This is a genomic window from Pseudomonas sp. FW507-12TSA (assembly GCF_058781435.1).
In genome coordinates this window covers 41,360-61,808 of record NZ_JBYSWT010000019.1, presented here as the reverse complement: position 1 = coordinate 61,808, position 20,449 = coordinate 41,360, and the positions used below count along the sequence as shown (strand labels likewise).

At 67.3% G+C, this 20,449-nt stretch carries 1 protein-coding gene; it reads right to left on the bottom strand.

The window, feature by feature from the left end; translation table 11 throughout:
• Positions 1-19,953, bottom strand: coding sequence for an amino acid adenylation domain-containing protein (locus AC3WK8_RS18825; protein ID WP_207245085.1), 19,953 nt, complete (start codon positions 19,951-19,953; stop codon positions 1-3).
• Positions 19,954-20,449 lie beyond the last annotated feature (496 nt).

Here is a 20,449-nt window from a genome sequence, read left to right as displayed (position 1 = left end):
CTAGGTAAGCGCGGCCAAGGCCAGCAGCCGTTCCCGCAGCCGCTCCTGCAGGGCCGCGGTGTCGGGCACCGGCCGGGTGTCGAGCGTGAGTTGCTCGCGGCCCAGTAATCCGTCCAGGCTGTCCGGGCCCTCGTTCGATACGGGCGCCAGGAGCTTGAGCAGTGCCAGTTGGTCCAGGTCTGCGGCCAGCAGTTGATCGATGGCTCGCAAGCCTTCCTCCGGCTCGATGGAGCCCAGCCCCAGGGCCTGCATGCGCTGCCGATAACGCGGGTCGCTGACCGTGCCGACGCTTCCCCAGTAGCCCCAATTGATCACCTTGACCGGGCAAGCCCAGCGCTCCCCGAGCTGGCGGGCGAAACCGTCGGCGAAAGTGCAGCCCGCCGCGTAGTTGCTTTGTCCGGCGGCGGTGCTGAAGGACATCATCGAAGAGAAGAACAGCACGAAGTCCAGGGTCGCGGCACTCGCGCCGAAGGCCTGGGCCAGGGCCACGCTGGTCGCGACCTTGGCCTGCAACACCTGGCTGAAGGTCTGCTCATCCATGTTGGCCAGGCTACGGTCCTTGAGCACGATGGCCGAATGCACCACCCCATTGATCCGGCCAAAGCGCTCGCCCACCTCGCGTTCGATCCTGGCCAACTGCTGCGCATCCGCGGCGTCGGCCTGCAGGTAGACCGGCGCCGGAGCGCCGTGCATCGAGCTGATGGCGGTCAATTCGTCGAGTTTCGCCGCGACCTCCCCCTCCAGCGCCCGCCGTCCGACCCAGATCACACGGGCGCGATGCCGGCTGATCACATGCTGGCTCCAGACGGCGCCGATGCCACCGGCACCGCCGATGACCAGGTAAACGCCGCCGTCGCGATAGACCGGTATCGCGGCCGCCAGCGCATCGGCCTTGACCTGTACCAGTTGCCGGCGCCACCACTGGCCCTGGCGCAACACCAGCGGCTCGCCGGAGGCGAGCGCGGCGAACGGCGCGCCACCCAGCGACGGCAGTTGCTGCTCGGCCAGGTCCGCCAGGCGCACCGTCCAATGCGGGTATTCCTTGGCCAGCGAGCCGGCCAGCCCATGCACCGCGGCATGGGTCACATCGCAGGACTCGCCGGGATGGATGGCCAGCGCCTGGGCGGTAAGCAGGGTCAGGCGCAGCGAGGCGCGACCATGGCCCAGTTCCAGCAGGGCCTTGATCAGCCGGAACAGCGCCAGGACACCCTGTTGCTGCGCAGCGACCAGGTCCGCGCCGGGCTCTACGGGCGGCGCCAGCCACACCACTTCCTCGAGGCCGGGGTGGGCCTGCAGCACGCCGAGATAGTCGTTCCGGCCATCCTCCAGCAGCTCCGCCCGGGGATAAAGCGTGGCCAACGCCTGGCGGCGCGCCGGTGTGGCGCCCAAGACCAATACCGGGCCCTGGGCTTGCTGTTCTTGGGATGCGCCGTCGAGCACCGACCAGACCGGCGCCAGCAGGTGCCGTGTAGCGCTGGATGGTTTGTTTTCCGTCACGGTATCGGGCCTCCTGGAGCTCAAGCCGATGAACCGTGCGCACAGCCGCCCCTGGTCGTCCACCAGGTCGATGTCGCAGCACTGGCGTGGCGGGTCGCTGCACAGCAACGCCCACATCCGTCGCTGGCAAGGGGCGATCAGTTCCAGGCGCTGCAAGGCGAAGGGCAACAGCAGTGGCCAGGGGCCGGCCAGCTCGCCGCTCAGTGGCAGCAACAGGCCGATGGCTGCCTGCAATGCGCCGTCGGCCATGCCGGGCTCCAGCCACCAGTCAGATCCGGGCGTGAGGTCTTGCAGTTCCAGCCGCGCCAGCACCTGGCGCTGGCCGTCCTGTTCGGCGATCTGCAGCTGGCGGATCGCGCGGTGGCTGGGCCCGTAGTCCAGGCCCATCCGCTGGAACAGCCCGTAGACGGCTTCAGCCTCCAGCTGGCGAACCCAGGATCGTGCCCGCCACTGCGCCAGGTCCGGCGTCTGGGTTGGCGCGGGTGTCGCGGCGCTGACCCGGGCCTGGCAATGCACCACCGGCTGGTCGCCGTCAAGGCTGTGCAGGGTGAGCGCCAGGTGGCCCGCCGTGGCTTGCAGGTCCAGCTGCAAGCGCCGCGGCGTCCCTAGCACCGTCAAGGGCGCCAGCCAATGGAGCGGCTCGATGACCATGCCCCGAGCGGTTCCCGCGTCGCGAACCTGGCTGACGGCGACCCTGATCATCTCCAGGTAGGCGACACCGGGCAAAGTCTTGTGCCCGGCCACCTGGTGATCGCGCAGCCAGGGCTCGTCACCCCGCAGCAGGCTGGTGAAGGCCGGATGCTCCGGGCTCGGGTGCCGCGCCTGCAACAATGGATGTGCCGCCGGGACCGGTGGCCGCGGGCCGCCCACGGGCGCCCAGTAACGCTCGCTGGCGAAGGGATAGCTCGGCAGGCCGATGCGCCGGGGGCGCTCGCCCTGCCCGGCGCGCAACGCGGCCCAGTCGATCCGCAAGCCGTCGCACCATAATTCCAGCACCTGCTGCCACTGCCCCTGGGCCAGCAACTCGATCAGCGGCTCCTGCCGGGAGTCGGGCCATTGCTGCTTGAATTGCTCGAGCCGTTGACTGGCCAGTTGGCTGTCACCGCGAATCCAGCTGCTGCTGTCGCCGCCGGCTAGCGCGCGCAGCGACCCCAACAAGCTATGCAGGGACGAAGTGACGAGCGCCGCGCGATGCGCCATGGCCTCGCGCCCCACTTGCAGGGTCCAGGCCACCGCCGCCAGGCTGTCGCCGGCCTCGGCCCGTTCCAGCCTGGCCAGCAGGCGCCCGGCGATCTGCCGCAATTGCTCGGGCTCGCGGGCCGACAACAGGATCATCTGCGGCTGTGCGGTATCGCTCGCCAACGGTCGGGGCCGTGGGTATTCGGAGACGATCAGGTGGGCATTGGAGCCCCCGGCGCCGAACGACGACAGCCCGGCGATGCGTGGCATGGGCCGGCCCGCCTGCACTGCCTGCGGCCACTGGCGCAGCTGCTGGTTGACCTTGAGGGCCGTGGCGGCGAAATCGATGAAGGGATTGAGGGTCTGCGAATGCAGCGAAGGCGCGATTTGTCCGTGCTTGAGCTGCAAAAGCACCTTGGTCAGGCCAGCGATTCCAGCCGCGGCCTCGCAGTGTCCGATATTGGACTTCACCGAGCCGATCCAGCAGGTCTGGTCCGGCGTACGCGGGCCCAGGGCCTTGTCCAGGCCGGCGATCTCGATCGGATCGCCCAGGCGGGTGCCGGTGCCGTGGGCTTCGATGTAGCTGATAGCTGCCGGCTCCAGCCCGGCATCGGCCAGCGCGCCGCTGATGGCCGCTTGCTGCGCCCGGGGGTCCGGCACGCTGTAGCCGGTACTCTTGCCGCCGTGATTGAGGTGGCTGCCCTTGATCAGGCCATGGATCTGGTCGCCATCACGCTCGGCATCTGCCAGGCGCTTGAGCACCACCACGCCAACCCCCTCGCCCGGGACATAGCCGTCGCCGCCTTCACCGAAGCTGGCGCACTGGCCCTGGTTGGAGATGAACTGGCCGCTGCTGAGCATCAGGTACTTGTTCGGATGCAGCGTCAGGTTGACGCCGCCGGCGATGGCCATGCTCGTACGGCCGCTGTGCAAGTCCTGGCAAGCCAGGTGCAGGGCCGTGAGCGAACTGGAGCACATCGAATCCACCGCCAGGCTCGGGCCCTGCAAGTTGAGGCAGAACGACACGCGGTTGGCGATGCTCGCGCTGGAGCCGGCGAACCCCATGCGCTGGCCGCGCAGGCTGGCCTCGGCGCCCAGCAGTTGGTACTCGTTGTACATCACCCCGGCATAGACGCCGACCTGCAGCCCCGAGCCCTCCTGCCCGGCGCCGAGCTGGCGGCTGTAGCCGGCGTCCTCCATGGCCGCCCAGGCGGTTTGCAGGAACAGCCGTTCCTGGGGATCGAGCAGCTCGGCCTCCAGTGGCGAGATATTGAAGAACAGTGGATCGAACCGGTCGATGTCCGCGATGAACCCGCCCCACTTGCTGTTATGTACGCCGGCCTGGCCGCGGTCGGCGCTGTAGTAGTCGCGCCAGTCCCAGCGCTCGGGAGGAATCTCGCGGATGCTGTTGCGGCCCTGGCTGAGGTTCTGCCAGAAGGCCTCCAGGTCTTCGGCGTCCGGATAGCGCCCGGCGATACCGATGATCGCGATATCGTCATGCACCGGCGGGTTCGCCAGGGGCGGCGGCGCAGCGCTGTGGAACAGACGCCGGAGCGCAGCGCCAGGGGCGCGCCCTGGCGCCTTGGTGGTCCGCGCCGCCAGGTAGCCAGCCAGGGCGTCGAGGCTGCAATGCTCGAACAGCAAGGCCGGCGGCAACGCACCGAACACCTGTCCGAGGCGCCGGGTGAGCGTGAGGATCTGCAATGAGTCGAACCCCAGCTCCTCGAAACAGCGCGAGTCGTCGCTGCGCTCCAGCGGCCGCTGCAAGACCTCGGCCAGCAGGCCGCGCAGTTGCTCAGCGAGCGGTGCCGATACAGGGCTCGGGACCTGGCGTGCGGCAAGATAGCCAGCCAGCGCGCGCAGGCTCGGGTACTCGAAGAACAACGTCTTGGACAGCGGGCCGAAGCGTTTTTCCAGGACGGCGGTCATTTCCAGGATCATCAGCGAATCGAGCCCGTACTGCTCGAACGGCAGCTCTTCGTCCAGCCGTTGCGGTGCCAGCTTCAGGGTCCTGGCCAGCAACTGGCGCAGCCAACTCGCCACATCCACAGCCTCCAGCGCCACGACTTCGGCCACCGGCGCCGGGCCGGCGTCGAGCAAGGCGCGCAGTTTCTCGCCGTCGCGGCCAGCCAGGACCATCAGTTGTTCCGCATCGCTGTGCAATGCCTGGTAGAACGCCTTGACGCCGGTGGCGCTGGCCATGGCTTCGATGCCCGTGCGCTCGGCCAGCAGGCGACGTGCGCCAGCGCTCATGTGCAGGCCGCCCGCCTGCCAGAGCGGCCAGTTGATCGCCAGGGTCCGGCCTTGCCGGTCGCCAGCGGCGACCTGGCGGTTGCGCAGGCTGGCAAAGGCATCCAGATAACCATTGGCGGCGGCGTAGTCGCACTGTCCGGCGTTGCCCAGAACACTGGCGATGGAGGAAAACAGCACGAAGAAGTCCAGCGCCAGGCCGCTGCTGCTGCGGTCCAGGTGCTGCGCGCCGGCGACCTTGGCGGCAAGGACGGCGGCAAAGTCTTGCGCGCTCTTGTCCACCAGCAGGGCGTCACGTGTGATACCCGCGCAATGGAGGATCCCGTGCAGTGCGCCATGACGCTCGATGAGGTCGTCGATCAAGCGCTGGACCTGGTCGGCGGCGGCCAGGTCCAGGGCCTGGTATTCCACTCCCGGTCCCAACTGGGCCAGCTTCTCCAGCGCCTCGGGCGCAGTCGCCGGCGTGCGGCCACAGAGCACCACGCGGGCTCGGGGCGCCGCCGATCCGATCGCCCGGGCCATGATCATGCCGATCCCGCCCAGGCCACCGGTGATCAGGTACACGCCGTCCGCTCGCCACGGCGCGGGGCCGTCGCCAAGGGGCTGGGACAGCCAGCACAACTCTTGGCGCCGCAACGTCCCGGCCTCGGCCAGGTAGCGCAGCTGGCGCTCCGCAGGATCGACCGCCTCGGCCGCCAAGGCACTGGCCAGTTGCCAAGGGGCGAGCCCTGCCGCCACCTCGACCACCTGGCAGGCCAACGCCGGCTGCTCACGACTGGCACTGCGCAACAGCCCGGCCAGGCCGACATGGCCCACAGGCTCATCGGCGGCGATCAACAGCTGCAGCAGGCATGGCCGCGCGTCCTGGAGCAAGGGCTTGAGTTGCGCAGCCAGGGCCTGCGCGGCTTGCTGGTAGTCGCCCGGCGCCAAGGCATGACAGCCGATGCCCGAGGCCTGTAGCGCTTCGGCCAGCCCGGCAAAGGCTTCATGCTGGCCCAGGACCAGCACCTGTCGATCGAGGTCCGGCGCGGGAATCGCGCTGGCCGGTTGGACCTCGCGCCACTGCTTGCGGCACAGCAAGCCGTCGCTCGCTTCGGGACCGGCAGTGGCGACCCGGAACGACAACTGGTGGAGCAAGGCGCAGCACTGGCCCTGCTCGTCGAACAACTCAAGGTCGAAGCGATAGCCCGGGGCCGTACCGCCCGCCCGGCGAATTCGTACCTGCAACGTTGCCGGGCAATCGGCCAGCAGCACCCACTGCCCCACCCTGTCGGGCAACAGCAGCGGTGGCCGCTCGCCCAGCTCATCCAGCAACAAGGCCATGACCCCTTGCATGGCGGCATCGAGCAAGGCTGGATGAATGGCGAAGCCCGCGTTCGCCGCCGGATCCTCCAGGGTCACCCGGGCCAAGGCTCGGTCTTCCCAGCGCTCCAGCGTCAACAGGCGACGATGGCTGTGCCCATACTCGATGCCCATGGCGGCCAGGCACCGATAACAGGCCTGAATATCCACTGTCCGCGGAGCGCCGCCGGCGGCCTCCAGCGACGGCGCCGGGACCACGCCAAGGGCGGCCTGCGCCTGGCAATGCAGTTGCAGCTGGGCGGCATGATCGTAGGAATAGAGGCCGACCCGGTACTGGTCCTGCGCCTGTGCTTGCACCTCAAGGAACAGCTCCCCGGCAGCGGCGGTTTCGACGCTGAACGGCTGGTGCCAGGCCAGGTCGCGAACCAGCAACGCTTGGCCGGCGGGTAGCGCGCCGCCCAGGGCTGCGGTCAACGCCGCCTGAATCATCGCGACCATCGCCGCCCCGGGCAGCACGCCCTGGCCGTTGACACGATGCTCGGCCAGCAGGCTTTCGGTACCGCTGAAGCGGGTCAGGTAACGCAAGCCATGCAGGTCCGATACATTGCGCTGGAGCAGCGGATGCAGGTGGGTTTCGCCGCTGCTGACAGGCAGCTCCCGGGCCGCGGGAGCCTGCCAGTATCGCTCGCGGGCGAAGGGGTAGCCCGGCAGGCTCAGGGGCGCCGGACGGCCCTGCGGATACATCTGCTGCCAGTCGAGGTCGGCACCGGCCAGCCAGGCGTCGAGGGCGGCCTGGCTGGCCGCCCGGTGCATGTCGTGGCCAAGCGCCGGGCCGGGCAACGGCGTGGCGGACTTGGCTCGAGTGCGGGCCTGGGTGGCACCACTGGCGATGAAGTCGCGCAGCCGTTCCTGCAATTGCGCCAACGAACCGACCAGCCATCCACAGCGCTGCTCCATGGCCTCGCGCGCCAGTTGCAGGGTGCAGGCCAACGCTGGCAAGCCAGCCCCTTGCACTGCCTCGTGGGTCAATTCGTCGAGCAGCGAACGGGCTTGCTGCAACAGTTGCTCGCGGCTCTTGGCCGACAGCAGGATGATCGCCGGTCGCTGTTCGTCCACGACCATGGCGGGCCTGGGCCGTTGCTCCTGGTACTCCTGGAGCACCAGGTGGGCATTGGCGCCACCGGCGCCGAAAGACGACACGGTGGCGATGCGCGGCGCCGCCTTGAGCACACCGCCGACCTCGACCTGGGCCTGGGGCCACTCGGCCAGGGTTTTCTGCACCCTGAAGGGGGTGGCGGCAAAATCGATTTCCGGGTTTGGCGCATCGGCGTGCAGCGACGGCACCAGCTGCCGGTGCTGGAGTTGCAGCAGCACCTTGGTGATCCCGGCGATACCGGCCGCGCTTTCGCAATGGCCGATGTTGGACTTGATCGAGCCGATGGCACAGTACTGAGTGCGCGCAGTGCCCGCCCCGGCATTGAACGCCCGCGCCAGGCCGGCGATCTCGATCGGATCGCCCAGGGCGGTGCCGGTACCATGGGCTTCGACATAGCTCACGGAGCTGGGGTCGACGCCGGCGCGGGCCAGCGAATCGCTCACCAGGCGCGCCTGGGCCAGGGGGTTGGGCACGGTGTAGCCGTTGGTCTTGCCGCCGGCATTGAGCATGCTGCCCTTGATCACGCCGTAGATCCGGTCGCCATCGGCCTCGGCCCGGGCCAGCGGCTTGAGCAACAAGGCGCCTACACCCTCGCCGGCGACAAATCCGTCGGCGTCGGCGCCGAACGCCTTGCAGCGCTGGCCGGTGGAGAGCATCTGCATTTCGCTCAGGCCCATGTAGTGCACTGGATCGACCAGCAGGCTGACCCCGCCGACCAGCGCACAGTCGCTGACGCCGCTGTGCAAGCTGTCGAGCGCCAGGTGGATAGCCGTGAGCGATGAGGAACAGGCGGTGTCCACCGCCAGGCTCGGCCCCTGGAAGTTGAACTGGTAGGACACCCGGTTGGCCACCGACCAGTAGCTGGACTGCCGGTTATAGGCGCCGTTCATCACACCGACGAACACTCCGACCCGCTGTCCCTCGGCCAGGCGCGCCGGGGTATAGCCGGCATCGCCGATGCACTGGTAGGCCTCTTCCAGGAACAGGCGCTCCTGTGGGTCCATCTTCAAGGCTTCGCGGGGCGAGATGTGGAAGAACAGCGGGTCGAACTTGTCGATCTCGTGGATGAAGCCACCCCAAGGGGTATAGATGCGCCCGGGAGTACCGGGAACCTGGTCGAAATACTGGCGCCAGTCCCAACGCTCCCGCGGTACCTGGCTGATGCAGTTGCTGGCGTTCTTCAGGTGCTGCCACAGCTCGCGCACGTTGGCCGAATTGGCGTAGCGTCCCGCCAGCCCGACGATGGCCACATCGGTACCGGGTCTGCCGGATGGGGGCTGGACGGGTGGCGGCGAGGCAAAACGTGACTTGCCCGGGATGATCGGTTGCCCGCTCGTTCCGGCGGCGGGAGCCGGCGGTGGCGCGGCCTGGTCCACGCCCAGCAGGGACTTGAGGCGTTCTTTCTGGGTAGCGACGAAATGCCCGGCCAGGGCCTCGACGGTCTGGTATTCGAAGAACAGCGTGCTGCTGACCCCATCGAGCTGGTCACGCAGCAAGTTGGTGAGCTGCACTACCAGGATCGAATCGATGCCGTAGGTCTCCAGCGCTTCACGAGCGTCGATCTCTTGCGGAGCGATCTTGAACAGCCCGCCGATGACCTGCTTGAGGTGGTCGATCATGCCCGCCTTGAGCTGGCTGTCGTCCACCGCCAATGGCGCGGCGAGCGGCCTGGGCAATGCTGGCGATGGCGATGGCGCTTGCGTCGCGCTGCGTGACGGGCGCGCCGCGGTGCCGGCGCCGCTTGCCAGGGGCTCGCAGCGATCCTGCCAGACCACGCCATTGCTTCGGGCGATGATCACTTGCTGGCCCAGGTCGTGATCGGCCAGGGCCGGAAACAGCACCTGGCGGTAGCCTTCACTTTCCAGGACCTGCTTCCACTGCCGTGGAGCCAGCGCCGGACCGCCGGGCAGGCGCAGCTGCGGATCATCGAACAGCCACCAGCCCTTGAGCAGGCCAAAGGTCAGGTGGGTGAACAAGCCATTGCCGGCGATCTCGTTGATCATCAGCAGGCCGTTGTGCTTGAGCAGCGCCTTGACGTTCTTCAGGGTCCGGCGCAGATCCTGCGTTGCATGCAGGACGTTGGTGGCGATCACCAGGTCATAGGTGCCTGGCTCGATACCCTGGACCGCCAATGGCTGGTCGACATCGAACGGCTGGCAGGCCAGGTACGGGACTTGCGGGCCATAGGCCTGGCGGGCGTGCCTGAGGAACGCCTGGGAGACATCGGTATAGCAGTATTCGGCGATCCACTCCTGGAACGGTCGCAGCTTTTCGAAGGCACGGGCACTGGTGCCACCAGTGCCGGCACCGACCTCGAGGATCCGGATCGGCACCTGCGGCGCCTGCTCCAGGCGGCCGCGGACGAACTCCAAGGCCGCGTCGAGCAGTACTTCGTTAAAGAAATCGGACAGCGGATTGTGCTTGTAGATGCCCTCGACCAGAGCCATCGAGGCATCGGGAAAGAGAATGTCGGTGGCCGGGATCCGGCCATCGAGAATCCGCGGCAGGGCCTGCAAGCTCGCCTCGGCCAGCAATACCTCGGCCTTGAGGCTGGCGTGTTCGAGCCAGGCCGGCTGGTGCCCGGCCCACTCTTGCCACAACGCCTCCAGTGCCACCGGCCGCACCTGGGTGTCGTGGTATACGCCGTCCTCCAGCCGCAGGTAGCCATGCTGCGCCAATTCTTCCAGGCTCTTGGCAAGCCAGCGCTGGTACATCGGCGACAGCTTGCAGCGCTGCTGCATATCGATGGCCGATTCGCCTGGACAAGTGAAGCAGCCCAAGCGCTCGAGCTGGGCCTGCAGCAGGCGCAACTGCAAGGTATGGATGAGCGCCTTGTGCGCCTGCACCTGTGCCACCACGCCGCGCACCTGCTGGCTGTCCGGACGCAGGCGGTCCTGGATCCGCGGGAGCAACGAGGGGTAGGCAGCCGGACGCAGTTCGGCGTATTCCCCCAACGGGCCGCCGGCAGGGGCCGGCAGTGCCAGCTGGCCGAAGGTTTCACCCAGGCTGCGTGTGGCACGCAGGAAGGTCAACTGGCTCGGCGCCTGGCCTTCGGCCTCACCAGCGAGCAGCACCCGCAGGGCTTGCAGCGCCGACTCGCCGTCGATCGAGCCCAGTCCGAGGCCGGCCATCCGCCGCCGATAGTCCTCGCCGGCCACCGAGCCGATCTCACCCCAGTAGCCCCAGTTGATGACCTGCACCGGGTAGCTGCGGCGTTGCCCCAGATAGCGGCCGAAAGCGTTCTTGAAGGTGCAGCCGGCGGCGTAGTTGCCCTGGCCCGGGGACTTGGTGAAGCTCTGCAGCGAGGAGAAGAACAGCATGAAATCCAGCGGCTGATGCTCGAATACCTCGGCCAGGCATACGCTGACGTCGACCTTGGCGGCCAGCGCGGCGGCGAACTCCCCAGGCTGCATGCGCGCCAGGCTTCGATCCTCGAGCTGCAGCGCGGCGTGGATCACGCCATGGATCGGCCCATGCTCGGCCAGCACTTGCGCCACGGCCTGTTGCAGCGCGGCATGATTGCCGGCATCGGCCCTGATGTAGCGTGGCGCCGGGCCCAGCCGGGCGAGCTGGTCGATGGCCGCGGTGATCGGGTCGTCCTGTTCACGACGCCCGATCCAGATGACCTGCGCCGCATGGCTGCGGATCAATTGCTCGCTCCACCAGCGGCCGATGCCACCGGCACCACCGACCACCAGGTAGACCCCGCCTTGGCGATAGGGGTCCTTGAGCGTAGCGGCCTGGGGGGGCAGGCAAGGCACCAGGCTGGGTCGATACCAGGCCGCGTCGCGCCAGGCCAGTGCATCGCCTTGCGGGTCGGCGGGCAATGCCAACAGGTCCTGGCTCGGCCAAGCGTCGCCGGCCGGCAGGTCCAGCAGCCGAATCCGCCAATGGCGGTACTCCTTGGCCATCGCGCCGACCAGGCCGTGGACGCTGGCATGGGCAGGCGCCACCGGTTCATGGACGGCCTGGTGCAGCGTGCTGGCCTGATCGAATACCGTCAGGGTGGCGCGGGTGATCAGCGTCCAGGCCAGCGGCTGGCTGTCGCCGCCCATCGCCAGCACCGCCTTGAGCAAGCGGAACAAACCCAGGACCCCAGCCTGCTGGGCGTGGATCATGTCGGCGACGCCGCTCGACTGCTGTGCCTCGCTCGGCGCCAGCCACAGCACCTGCTCCAACGGGCCCAGCTCGGCCAACCGCGCGGCCAGGGTCTCGATGGACTCGCTGCCGTCCAGGAGCAACGCGGCGGCCTGCGGATAACGCGCCGCCAACTGCCGCTGGCCATCCACGTCATGGGCGATCGTCAGTAACCGTCCGGTGTCCGGCGCTTGTACTTGCACACCGACACGCTGCCATTTTTCCAGCAGGTACCAATCGGCCTGCGCGCGATCGTCCAGCAAGCCTTGCAGGGCCGACGGCGCCTTCAGCTCCCGCAGGACAAAATCCCGCAGGGCCAGGCAATGCTCGCCCTGCTGGTTGTAGATATCGATATCGAAGCTCGACTGACCGACATCCACGGCCTGCCGGGCATCACGCACCCAGGCCCATATCCGCTCCCCCAGCGCCGCCCCGCTCTGCCACAACCCGGCCAATGCGAAAGGCACTCGGGTGGTCTGCAACAGCGCCGCCTGGCCCTGCTCCAGCCGCTTGGCCAGGAGCAGCCCGACGGTGGCTTGCAGGGCGCCATCCATCAGGCTCGGATGCAGGACGAACGGCCCATGCCCTGCCCTCGACGACTGCGGCAGTTCGATCTGCGCCAGCAATTGTCCGGCACCGGTGTGCAACTGGCTTACCGCCCGGTGGCTGGGGCCGTAGTGGATGTCGACGCTGTCGAAGGCGCGGTACAGCGTGTCGGCGTCCAGGCTTCGCTCCTGGATACTCGCCTGCAACGCCGCCAGGGACGCTGGTGGCTCGGGTATACCCTGCAGCAGCGCCTCGCCCTGGCAGTACAGCGCCTGGCCCTGCGGCGCGCGTATCTGGAAACCCAGGCGCTGCGGGTCCAGGCTGTCCACCAGGATCTCGACACCCAGAGGCTCGCCGTCCTGTTCGTCGAGCGCCAGCGGTTGCGCCCATACCAGGTTGCACAGGGCCAGGGGAGCGGCCCCCTGCTCACCCAGGGATTGGCTGATGGCCTCGCGTGCCATTTCCAGGTAAGCCACCGCGGGCAATACCCTCTGCTTGCGCACCCGGTGATCACGCAGGAAAAATTCGTTACCCGTGAATATCGAGGTGAACTTCTGCTGCGCCAGGTCCGACACGTTGCGTTGCAACAACGGATGCAGATGCCCGGCATCGCCCCGCTGGGCCTGGGGCGGGAACTGGAAGTCGCCACGGACCCAAGTGCGTTCGCGGGCGAAGGGATACCCCGGCAGGCTGATGCGCCGGAGCGTCCCCGGCGCAGCCCCGAGCAGTGTCCAGTCGAACGCCAGGCCCTTGACCCAGAGCTCCAGCAGTTTCTGGTATTTGCCTTTGTCGGCCCAGGCCACTAGCGTCGCCGCCATGTCTTCATCATGGGCGAGCACCGCCATCGCCGCCTTGTTCTCCTGGACGCGGCCCAGGTACAGGTTGTCGAAGCACCCCGAGCACTGAGGCGTGCTGGCCAGCAATGCTTGGCCCTGGGCCAGGCGCTGCTGTAGCTCATCGATGCTCGTGGCACTGAACGCCAGGCGATACTCCAGTGCCTCGCGGCCCTGCTGCAGGGTGAAGGCCAGGTCATCCAGACGCGGCAGCTGGCCCTCCAGGGCGCGACGTTGCAGGCATTGCCGTAGACGCTCGACTTGTTGCAGCAGCTGGGGCGGCGTCCGCGCGGACAAGAGGATGATCGCAGGCTGGTCGGCAAGGGCCGGCGAGCGCTCCGGGGCCTGGTACTGGGCGATGATCACGTGCCCGTTGGAGCCGCCGGAACCGAAGGACGAGACAGAAGCGACCAATGGATGTTCGCGTTCGCTACCGTCCAGATCCAGCAGCGGCTGGCGCCACTCTTGCAGTTGCTGCGGGATATGGAACGGTGACTCGGCGAAGGCGATCGCCGGATTGAGCCGTTGCGAATGCAGCGATGGCGCCAACTGCCGATGCTTGAGTTGCAGTAGTACCTTGGCCACCCCGGCGATCCCCGCGGCCGACTCCAAGTGCCCGATGTTCGACTTGGCCGAGCCCAGCGCGCAGTGCCGGGCCGCAACCGGCGGCCGGCCCAAGGCGGCGCTGCGTTGGGCGAAGGCTTGTTGCAGGCCACTGATTTCGATCGGATCGCCCAACGCCGTGCCGGTGCCGTGGGCCTCTATGTAGCTGAGTTCCCGTGGATCCATGCCGGCCTTGGCCAGGGACTCGGCGATCATCGCGCCCTGGGCGTTGGGGCTGGGCACCGTGTAGCCGTGGGTCCTGCCGTTATGGTTGATCGAAGTGGCACGAATCACCGCGTGGATGTTGTCGCCATCGGCCTGGGCCTCGGCCAGCGGCTTGAGCAACACCGCGCCGACGCCTTCGCCAGGCACGAAGCCGTCGCCGCCTTCGCCGAAACTGCGGCAGCGTCCGTCGCTGGAAGACATGGTCAACTGCGACTGGATGAAATACTTGTTCGGGTGCAGCGACAGGTTGACGCCCCCGGCCAGGGCCACTCGGCACTCACCCCGCCGCAGGCTCTGTACCGCCAGGTGCAAGGCCGTCAGCGATGAAGAGCAGAGGGTGTCCACCGCCATGCTCGGGCCATTGCAGTCCAGGACGTAGGACACCCGGTTGGCGATCAAGCCGAACGAGGCATCGACCGCATCGTCAGTGCAGTCGCTGGCAGTGGAGCGGGTATACAGCAGGTACTCGCCGTGCATCACGCCGACGAACACGCCCATGTTGCCCTGGTAGTGACGTTGCAGCGCGGCGCGGTCGTAGCCTGCATCTTCCAGGGTGTGCCAGGCGGTCTCCAGGAAGATCCGCTCCTGGGGATCCATGCGTTCGGCATCGCGCGGGGAAATATTGAAGAACAACGGGTCGAAGCGATCGACATCGTCGATGAAGCCACCCCACTGGGTGTTGATCTTGCCTTTCTGGCCGCGGTCCTGGCTGTAGTAGTACTGGTTCTGCCAGCGTTCGGCGGGAATCTCGCCGATGCTGTCCACCGCATTCTTCAGGTTGTCCCAGAAGCTCTCAACATCGGGCGCCCCGGGGAAGCGCCCGGCCAGGCCGATGATCGCGATCGGTTGTTCCTGCTGCGCCGGCTGCCGCTCGGGCGCGGACCTTGGCTCGCTGCCGGCGATCTGCATGCCAGCCTTGGCCGGCTCCCGTAGCCCGAGCAGCTGGCGGCTGCGCGCCGGATGCTCGGTGGCGAACCAGGACGCCAGGGCCCTGATGCTCTGGTATTCGAAGAACAAGGTGCTGGACAACTCACCGAAAGCTTGCGCCAAGCGCTGGTTGAGCTCGGTGATCATCAACGAGGTCAGGCCGTAGCGATCAAAGCTCTGCTGGCTGTCGAGGCTGTCTTCGGCAATGGCCGAGACCTTGGAAAAATGCTGTTTGAGATAGCTCTCAAGCGCCGCTTGCAGGCTGTCGTCGCGGGCGGGCCCGGTCAGTTCGCTGCTGGCGGGAGCGGCGATATGGCAATCGAGGCCCGCAAAGGGATACGGCGCCAGGGCCACGCGCCGGCATTCATGCCGGGCAATTTGCTGCAAGTCGACCTGGCCTGCGACCCAACGGCTGGCGACGGCCTCCAGGGCCTGGCGATCCAGTCCTTGCAAATCCGCCTCGCTGACCGGCGGCCGTACTTCCCGGCCCGCCGTTCCACGCAGCAACGACGAACCCGTGCCAGCCCCGAGCAGCTCGAGCAATTGCGCCGCGCTCTCGGCCACCAGCGCCAGGCGATGGCCAAGGGCGACCCGGCCCACGCACAGGGTATAGCTGATGTCGCCCAGGCTGGCCTCATCCAGGCGGCCAGCCTGCAGATCGCTGGCAAAGGCCGCCAGCAGCCGCTGCAGTTGTTCATCGCTGGCGGCGCTGAATGGAAACAGCCAGGGACCGTGAGGCTGCGTCCTGGCATCGGCCGGCGGCGGCGCCTCGAGGATCAGGTGGCCAGCGGAGCCACTGGCACCGAAGGCATTGATCAAGGCTCGCGGCGGCCCTTGCCAATGACGCAGGCTGTCGACGATGGCCAGCTTGCCGTGCTCCATGGCCACCAGGGGACTCAGGGGTACGCACCCCAGGGTCGGTGCCAATTGCCGGTGCTTGAACTGCATCAGCACTTTGGTGATCTGCGATAGCGCCGAGGCCGACTCCAGGTGGCCGATGTTGGCCTTGATCGAGCCCACGGGCAGCGGTGTATCGCCCTGGCGCTGGCCGAAGACCTTGGCGATAGCCGCGAACTCGGCGCCATCGGCCAGGCTGGCGCCCGGCGCGGCGGCTTCCACGTAGCCGATAGCCTCGGCGTCCAGCCCGGCCTGGCGCAATGCCTGGCTCATCGACGCCGCTTGGCTGTCGGTGCTTGGAGCACCGTAGCGCAGCGTCCTGCCGCTGTGGCCGATGGCCGTGGTGCGGACCAGGCCAAGGATCTGGTCGCCGTCGCGCCTGGCGTCCGCCAGCGGCCTGAGCAACAGGGCACCGACGCCCTCGCCCGCCACCCAGCCATTGGCGTCCAGGCCGAACGGATGGGCCTGGCCCTCTGCGGACAGCAGCTCCAGGGAGCTCAACAGCTCCAGGTGCGAGGGGTGGCTGATCAGGTTCACTGCACCGACGAGCGCTGCCCGGCACTCGCCCTGGCGGATGCTCGCACAGGCGAAATGCAGGGCGGTCAGTGCCGAGGAACAGGAGGTGTCGAAGGCTACGCTGGGACCATCGAAGTCGTTGAAGAACGAAACTCGGTTGGCAATCGCCGAATGCAAGGAACTCGCCCGCTGGCCTTGCGTGCCGGGCTGGTGGTGCTGGTAATCGCCCCACATCGCGGCAACGAAGACTCCGACCCGCCCGGCACTGCGGCGCAGGCTGCTGGCGGTATGGCCGCTGTTCTCCAGGCAATGCCAGGCCGCTTGCAGGAACAGGCGCTCCTGGGGGTCCAGGGTCCTGGCTTCGGCGGGGGTGATATTGAATAGCAACGGATCGAACAGCTGCTTATCGGCCAAGGCTCCCACCGACCAATGCGGCCCGACGGCTGCCGCCTGCTGGCCATGCAATAGCGTACCGGCGTTGATGCTGGCGATGGACGAACGCCCGGCGCTCAGGTTATCCCACAGCTCCCGGACGTCTGCGGCGCCCGGATAGCGGCCACCGATCCCGACGATCGCCAGCGGCTCATCAGGCTCCGCGGCGCAGGTGCCCGCCACTTCGAGGCGCGGCCAGCCCCGGGGCAGTTGCTGGATCACGGTGCCGCCAACGAAGCTGTGCAGCAGCTCGTCGCCCTCGTCCAGGGCGAAGGCAGCGCGAACCTTATCGAAGTACATCGAGCCGATGGGGCACAGCCCGATATCGAATTCGCCTTGTCTTTCCAGGAGCAACTGGCCGATCCGTCCGGCTTGCAGCAGGTTGAAATAGCGACTGTCCGCACCATGGGCCGGCGCCTGGCCGGCGATGATGAAGATCCGCAGCCGGGCCTGTTGCCCGTGCTTGCGGTTGAAGGGGGTATAGCTGCCATTGAACAACTGCGGGTCAGCCTCGCCGATGCGACTCAGGGCATGGCTGGCGGCGTGGTAGCGGTAGATACCGGCAGGCAGCCATGGCTCCTGCCCCGCCTCCCGGGGCGCCGGAGCGGTCAGTTGCAGGTAGATCTTCAGCTCCAGGCTGGAGTCGACGTGATACAGATGGGCGCCATCCGCGGCGGCCCGCAGCATGCCCAGGACGCGGCTCAATTGCGCCAGGCTCGGCGGGGTCTCGGCGTACTGGCGCTTGGTGGCACGCAGGCGCAGCGCCTCAGCACCGATCGCCAGGCAAGGCAGTTCGATGACCTGCTCGCCCTGCTCCGGCAAGTCGCGACGAATCTGCCGTTGCTGTTGGTGCAACTGCTCCAGCGCTGCCTGGCCCGGCAAGTCGAAACCGTTGGTGCTGGCACTCAGGAAATCGCCGAATCCAGCTCCCGGTACCAGGCTCGCGCTGGCGGCCGAGCCGCCCTGGACCAGGCAATGCAGGACCCGATGGCTGGGTTGCAAGGCGAACAACTGGCGCAGTGGCGCAACCTCGAAACCCTGTACCGGGGCCAGCGCCAGGCCCAGTCCTGCCTGGCGCGACAGCAACAGCTGCTCGATGTACCCCGCTTCCAGGACCAGCAGCGCCGGCGCGGCATGGTTGTAGATGGGTTCGATGGCGGCCATCTCGGCGACCAGGAACAGCGCGAAATCGGCCCCGGCCAGTCGCGGGTCCTGGGGCACGTCCCGGGCCGGCACGCTGACCGGTAGCAGCCGGTTGAGCCGTGGCTGGTAGTACCAGGCGCCTCCCGGCAAGCCCTCGACCCGCCCCTGGGCCACGTACAGGTAGCACTGGATGGCATTGAGGCCGCCGGCCGATGAATAAAGGTACTTGCCCTGCCCTTGCAGCGAGACTTCGCGCAGCAACGACAACAGCTGGCCCAGTTGCTCGCGGCCGGCGGGCGTAACCTGCGTAGTGCGCAGATAGGCAGCTGGATCGAAGCTCACCGGTTCCAGCCGGATTGGCTCCGATCCGGACGCGCCATGGGTGGACGAGACTGGCGCCGTCGTTGCCGGCGCTGGCGAGTCCGCCAGCCCCCCCTTGTCGTCCAGGATATAGGCCATGATAGCGGCGATGGTCGGTCGCTCCAGCAGCACCTGCACCGGCAAGGTGACCTGATACTGCTGATGAATGCTGTGGATCGCCTGCACCAGGGTGAAGGAGGTCGCGCCCTGGTCAAAAAGATCGTCGTCAGGTGCCAGCTCGGTCAGTTCCAGCGCTTGGCGAAAGTGCGCTTGCAGCCACGCGGCCAGCGCCTGGACATCCAGCGTCGATGCCCGGGCGCCGGTTGCAGGGCCGCTGCTACCCTCGAGCAGTGCCTTGCGGTCAGCCTTGCCATGGGCGGTGACCGGGATCTGCTCGACGAACAGCACCCGGTTCGGCGTCATGTATTCCGGCAAGCGCGACTTGATGAAATCGCGCACGGCCTTCTTGTCCAGCCCTTGGGCAACGACATGGGCCACCAGCTTGGGGTCCTCCGATCCCGCATCCTGGACCTGCACCACCGCATCGCTGATCGAAGGGTGGCTCTTCAAGGTGGTTTCGATCTCGCCCAGCTCGATGCGCAAGCCGCGCAGCTTGACCTGGGAATCGAAGCGCCCCAGCACCTCGATCTCGCCGTTATCGAGGAAACGTGCCTCGTCGCCGGTGCGGTACAGGCGAGCATCGGGCTCGTCGCAGAACGGATCGCGGATGAATTTCTCCGCCGTCAGCTCGGGTCGATTGAGATACCCGCGGGCCAGGCCGACACCACCGATGCACAATTCGCCGGTCTGGCCGATGGGCACCGCCGCGGTTCCGGCGTCGAGGATATGGATGCGAATGTTGTCGATGGGTCGTCCGATTGGCACGCGCCGGTCGGCCCGTGGCTCGGCGACCCACCAGGTGACGTCTACCGCAGCTTCGGTGGGGCCGTACAGGTTGTGCAACCGGGCCTGGAGCAGTGAACGGTAGAGCAGCAGTAAATCGTGGGTCAGGGCCTCGCCGCTGACGAACACGTTGCTCAACGATCGACACTCGTCCACCGCCGGATGCTTGAGGAACAAGCGCAACATCGAAGGCACGAAGTGGCAGATGGTGATCCGTTGCGCCTTGATGATCTCCACCAGGTAGTGGGCATCCTGGTGGCCACCGGGCCGGGCCATGACCAGGCAGGCGCCACTGAGCAGCGGCAGGAACAACTCCCATACCGACACATCGAAAGTGAAGGGAGTCTTCTGCAGGATCCGCTCATCCGGCCCCACGGCGTAATGGCGCTGCATCCATAGCAGCCGGTTGCAAATGGCCTTGTGCGGCAACATGCAGCCCTTGGGGCGGCCAGTGGAGCCGGAGGTGTAGATGACATAGGCCAGGTCGGCGGGACTGTTGATGAGCGAGGGATTGGCCTCGCTGGCATGCAGCGCCTGGTTCTGCGGGTCATCCAGGCACAATGCCTGGACGGCGTGTTCGGCCAGTCGCGGGGCAAAACGCCGCTGGGTCAGCACCACGCTGACCGAGGCGTCGTCGATGAGCAATGCCAAGCGTTCCTGCGGATAGCCAGGGTCCAGCGGCAAGTAGGCGCCACCGGCCTTGAGGATTGCCAGCAAGGCCACCATCAGCTCGAGCGAGCGCTCCATCTGCACGCCCACCAGGCTGTCGGGCCCGACTCCCAGTTCGCGCAAGTAGTGAGCCAGACGGTTGGCCCGGGCATTCAACTGGGCAAAGCTCAAGCACTGGTCGGCAAACGCCACGGCCACAGCGTCGGGGCTACGCAGCACTTGTTGTTCGATCAACTGGTGCAGGCACAGGTCCAGCGGGTATGGGTGGTCCGTAGCGTTCCAGCCGGCGATGATCGCTGCTTCCGAAACCTGGTCACCAGGCCGCCCCTCTTGCGACATGCCCCGTGGGCCGCCATTGGTCGAGTTGTTGTCAGACACTGCGCGACTTCCCTGTCAGGTTCGGCCACCGGGCCCGGCAGCTTTTATCCGTGTCATCCCGTCGGCGGGACAGGCTCATGGGAGCGCCGGCCACGGGCTCAGGCAAATGAAGAATCGATTTCGTGCGGGGGTGCGCGGGCGGCTAATCGTCCTCCAGGGGACGCGGGTGACGATCCCACAGGCGCCTGCCCGGGAGCACGGATGCACAAGGCCACCCCGGTTCCAGCCATGGCTTCGATGGAGGTTCAGCGAGAAGCAAGGCCGACGTATCCGCGTTCCTGAACACAGTAATTCCCTTTAACAGTGACTGTCCGAGGCTTGCCAGCAGCAACGATGCATACCTTGCGTGATCAATGACTTTGTTGTTTTTGCCGTGGTCCTGCGGACCCGGGTCGATTGCCGCAAGACGACGGTACGAGCGTAGTAGCAACAGGTCAGCTGTCAAACCTCGATCCACGGACTTGGCACCGACAGGCCCGAACGCCATCGACCCGGC